Below are 4,162 nucleotides of genomic sequence, written 5' to 3'. Positions count from 1 at the left end.
GAACCGCACCGAGATGGAGGTGCCACAGCACCTGACCTTCGCCCAGCTGTTTGAACAGCAGGCCGAGCGCACCCCGGATCGTGACGCGCTGTGTTTCGAAGGTCGCAGCCTGAGCTACGGCGAACTGAACCGCCGGGCCAACCAGGTGGCGCATTACCTGCGCAGTCGCGGTGTGGTCGCAAATCGTCCGGTGGCGCTGTGTGTCGAGCGTTCGCTGGAGTTGTTGATCGGATTGCTCGGCATTCTAAAAGCAGGTGGCGCCTATGTGCCGCTGGACCCGACCTACCCGGTGGATCGTCTGGCGTACATGCTCGAAGACGCGCAACCGGCGTTGTTCCTCGGCCAGCAAGGCTTGATGGAACAGTTGGGCGCCGAACTGCCGCGTCTGCGGCTGGACAGTGACGCGGCCTTGTTCGCCGATCAGCCGGACAGCAACCTCACGCCACTGGCCGGTCCCGATGACCTGGCCTACATCATGTACACCTCCGGTTCGACCGGTAAGCCCAAGGGCACGCTGGTTACCAACGGCTCGGTGGTCAACCTGGCCTGGGCGCGCATCCATGGCTTGTATCGCCGCTATACCGATCAGCCGATGCGCACCAGTTTCAACTACTCGTTTGCCTTCGACAGTTCGGTGGCCGAGCTCATCTTGCTGCTCGACGGCCATAGCCTGTACCTGACTCCGGAAGACGTGCGCTACGACCCCGAGGCCCTGGCGCAGTTTTTCCGCGAAACCCGCCTGGAAGCCTTCGAATGCACTCCGGCGCAGCTCAAGGCCCTGCTCGAAAGTGACGGCGTGCGTCGTGGCGAAGTGTATTTGCCGCGCTTCGTTCTGTTTGGTGGCGATGCGGTGGATGCGCAGCTTTGGCAGCGTCTGCCGTCGATTGCCGGCAGCCGCTTCTTCAACACCTACGGTCCGACCGAATGCACGGTTGATGCGACCGGTTGCGCCGTCGACGATTTCCCGCAGCGTCCGATCATCGGGCGGCCAATCGCCAACGTGCGCACGTACGTACTCGATGCCTTCCTCAATCCGATGCCGGTCGGCGTACCGGGGGAACTGCACATCGGCGGTGCCGGCGTGACCCTGGGCTACCTCAATCGCACCGAACAGACCGCGAAGGTGTTCATCGACGACCCGTTCTCGCCGCTGGCGGGTGCGCGGATGTACAAGTCCGGTGACCTGGTGCGCTGGCTCCCTGACGGCCAACTCGAATACCTGGGGCGCATGGACCATCAGGTGAAAATCCGTGGTTTCCGTGTCGAACTGGGTGAAATCGAAGCGCTGATCGGCGCCCAACCGGGGGTGCGTCAGGCGGTGGTATTGGCCCGTGAAGACGTGCCCGGCGACAAGCGTCTGGTGGCTTACGTCACCTGCGATCAGCAGGCCGACATCAACGCCTGGCGCAAAACCATCGGCGCCGCCCTGCCCGACTACATGGTGCCGTCGGCGTTTGTGCTGCTCGATGAGTTGCCGCTGACCGACAACGGCAAACTCAACCGCAAGGCCCTGCCTGCACCGGACATTCAGACTAAACCCGACGCCCAGGACCCACCGCGCACTGTCGCCGAACAACAACTCGCCGCCCTGTGGTCCGAACTGTTGAACGTGCCGCTGACCCAGATTGGTCGCGACAGTCATTTCTTCTACCTCGGTGGTCATTCGCTGTTGGCGGCGGTGCTGTTTGCCCGTCTGCGCCAACAGTTCACCACGGTTCCGCCGCTGCGTGCAGTGTTCGAACACCCGACCCTTGATGCGCTGGCAGCCCTGTTGGGTGAGCCGCTGCAAGCCCCCGAGGCAACATTCATCCCGGTGGCACGTCCCGCCCGTTTGCCGTTGTCGTTCGAACAGCAACGCTTGTGGTTCCTCGAACAATTGAGTGCTGGCGGTGGCGAATACAACGTGGTCAGCGCCGTGCAGTTCGACGGCGAGCTGAACACCCAGGCCTTGCAGTCGGCCCTGAACAGCGTGGTTCAACGCCACGAAATCCTGCGCAGCCGTATCGTGCGTGAGACCGATGGCGAGTTGGCGCTGATCATCGAACCGCAGGTCAACCTCACCTTGCGCGTGGCAGCGCTGGATGCGGCGACTGACGATACCTGGCAACAGCTGACCGACGAGGCCATCCACGCCGAAACCGGGCACCGTTTCGACCTTGCCAGCCAAGTGCCGATCCGCGCCACGCTGATACAACGCAGCGCTCGCGCCCAGGCGTTGCTGTTGCTGACCGTCCATCACTGCGCCACCGACGATGCGTCCAGCCAGAACCTGCTGGATGAACTGGCGCAGTTCTACGCGGCCCAGTGCCAAGGCACCGTCGCTGCACTGCCGAACCTGGCCCTGCAATACCCGGATTACGCACTCTGGCAGCGTGAATCAGGGCAACAAACACTGTTCCGCAGCCAACTCGACTACTGGCACACCCAGCTGGAAGACGGCAACTACCTGCTGGATCTACCCACCGAACAGGGTCGTCCAAACCTGCTCGAACCGACCGCAGGCGCGGTGCAGCTGCAACTGCCGCCACAACTGGTGGGACGCTTGCGTCAGTTCGCCCAGCAACGCGGCGCCACCCTGTACATGTTGATGCTCAGTGCGGCGCAGTTGTTGTTGGGACGTTACGCCAACCAACGCGACGTGCGGATCGGCAGCCCAGTGGCCCAGCGTCCGCTGGCTGAACTGCAGCCGCTGATCGGTTGCTTCGTTAACACACTGGTGATGCGCGCAGACCTCGACCCAGCGCTGAATTTCGAAGGGTTGTTGAGCCAGGTGCGCAATAACGTGCTGGACGCCCAGCAGCATCAGGACGTGCCGTTCGACCAGGTCGTTGAGCACTTGGCGCCGGAGCGAAGCCTCGGCCAGACGCCGCTGTTCCAGGTGTTGTTCGTGATGCAGAACGCCGACACTTCGGCCAGTCACTGGCCACAATTGCAGGTCCGCGAACGAGCGGTAACCGCTCAGGCGACCAAGTTCGATCTGAACTGGGAAGTGCATGACGGCGAGGTGCTGTCGGTGTTGCTCGAATACCGTGCCGCGCTGTTCAGCGAAACCACGGCCCGACGTTGGTTGGCGCAATGGCAACAATTGCTCGAAATAATGCTCGATGCTCCCCAGGCCCGCCTTGGCGACTGGTCACCGTTGACGGTGCCGGAGCGTCAACGCCAGTTGGTCGAGTGGAACGCGACCGAACGCGACTACAGCGGCCCGACCAACCTGCACACGGCCCTGACCCAACAAGTGGCCCTCAGCCCCAACGCCCCGGCGCTGGTGTTCGAAGGCCAGCGTCTGAGTTACGCAGAACTCGATCAACGCGCGCAAACCGTAGCCCGCGCCTTGCGCGCTGCCGGTATTGGCAGCGGTGCCATCGTGCCGGTGTGCATGGAGCGCTCCGTGGAAATGGTCGTGGCCTTGCTCGGTATCGTGCATGCCGGCGCGGCGTGGTTGCCGCTGGATCCGGAATTGCCGGCTACGCGGTTGGCGTTCCTGATTGCGGATGCTGATGCTCAGGTCACCTTGACCCAAGCGCAGTGGCTGGCGCGTTTGCCGGTCGGGCACAACGCCTGGACGCTGGATACGTTGCCAAAAGCAGAAAGCGGTGAACCGATCAGCGTCAGCCCGAGCGACCTGGCCTACGTGCTCTACACCTCCGGCTCCACCGGCCAACCGAAAGGCGTGATGAACGAACACGGCGCCTTGATGAACCGTCTGCACTGGATGCAAGACGCCTTCCCGATTGGCCCGAACGACCGCGTCTTGCAGAAAACCCCGTACAGCTTCGACGTGTCGGTATGGGAATTCTTCTGGCCGCTGATCACTGGCGCCACCCTGGTGGTCGCTCGCCCGGACGGCCATCGTGACCCGGCGTACCTCAGCCAATTGATCCAGCAAGAGCAGGTCACCACCCTGCACTTCGTGCCGTCGATGCTGCGCGCCTTTGTCGAAGAGCCGAGCCTGGTCAACTGCCGCAGCCTGCGTCAGGTGTTCGCCAGCGGCGAAGCCCTGCCGGTGGACCTGGTGCGGCGTTTCATGACTCAACACCCGGCGGCACTGGTCAACCTCTATGGCCCGACCGAAGCGGCCATCGACGTCTCGGTATGGCGCTGTTCGGTGGACGACCTGATCGTGCCAATCGGCAAGCCGATCGCCAACCTGCGCCTGTAC

General features: G+C 63.1%; 1 protein-coding gene. It reads left to right on the top strand.

Translation table 11 applies throughout. The features are described 5' to 3' along the window. Nucleotides 1–4,162, top strand: a 4,162-nt coding sequence (locus WLY71_RS29895) for an amino acid adenylation domain-containing protein (RefSeq protein WP_347806442.1), incomplete at both ends; no start/stop codon positions are given.

This window comes from Pseudomonas rossensis (genome assembly GCF_039888995.1).
GTDB lineage: Bacteria > Pseudomonadota > Gammaproteobacteria > Pseudomonadales > Pseudomonadaceae > Aquipseudomonas > Aquipseudomonas rossensis.
Note: the sequence above shows the minus strand (reverse complement) of the source record. Positions and strands in the feature narration are given on the sequence as shown.